General features: G+C 47.2%; 1 protein-coding gene. It reads right to left on the minus strand.

Annotated features, from left to right (window positions below; genetic code table 11):
- Window positions 1-309, minus strand: a 309-nt coding sequence (locus tag AB4512_RS23305) for a multidrug efflux SMR transporter (protein ID WP_372175900.1), incomplete at both ends; no start/stop codon positions are given.

Consider the following 309-nt stretch of genomic DNA (forward strand, 5'->3'; position numbering starts at 1 on the left):
GACCTTGCGACAGGTTTATCATCACAACACCAGCCGCAACGAATAACATGCCGATCCACACCATGGTATCGAGGTGCTGGCGGTAAACGAACGTAGAAATCAGACTCACTGTCACGATAGCTAAACCTGCCCACAAAGAGTGAACCACACCAACTGGCATCCCTTTCATAGCTTGGCTCAAAAATAGAAATGCCGCCAAGTGTCCTGAAATTACCAATAAAGCAGGGATAGGTTTAGACAAGCTGAAACCGTCGGTTGCTTTAAGTGCTACGTGAGAAAGTGCTTCTGCCATCACGCCCATCATTAAGA

The organism is Vibrio sp. 10N.222.52.B7 (assembly GCF_041474275.1).
Taxonomy (GTDB): Bacteria; Pseudomonadota; Gammaproteobacteria; order Enterobacterales; family Vibrionaceae; genus Vibrio; species Vibrio crassostreae_C.